Origin of the sequence: Bacillus sp. JJ1127 (assembly GCF_036965845.1) — a bacterium.
In the GTDB taxonomy this organism is placed as follows: domain Bacteria; phylum Bacillota; class Bacilli; order Bacillales; family Bacillaceae_G; genus Bacillus_A.
Genome location: NZ_JBALQK010000223.1, coordinates 7,598 through 7,842, shown reverse-complemented (window position 1 = coordinate 7,842; position 245 = coordinate 7,598). Strand labels below are relative to the sequence as shown.

General features: G+C 31.0%; 1 protein-coding gene. It reads left to right on the top strand.

Translation table 11 applies throughout. The features are described 5' to 3' along the window. Positions 1-104 precede the first annotated feature (104 nt). Positions 105-245 (top strand): MerR family DNA-binding transcriptional regulator (locus tag V7183_RS20000; RefSeq protein WP_335360603.1); only part of this gene is annotated, 141 nt, incomplete at its 3' end.

Sequence of the window (245 nt, the reverse complement as noted above, 5' to 3'; positions counted from 1 at the left end):
ATTCATGTTTCGAAACTCCCTTGTGTATAAGTAAATTTTGTATTTTATTGCAAATGTCTTATTATGATCATAAGGTCTCCCTTAAGAGGAGAGTCAACACTCATATGAGAAAAAGCATAAAGGAAGTGATTCGAGTGAAAAACTTATTTTCTATTGGGGAAGTTGCGAAAATAAAGGACATTACCATAAAAGCGTTACGATATTATCACAAAATGGGGATACTTATTCCAAAATATATTGATGAA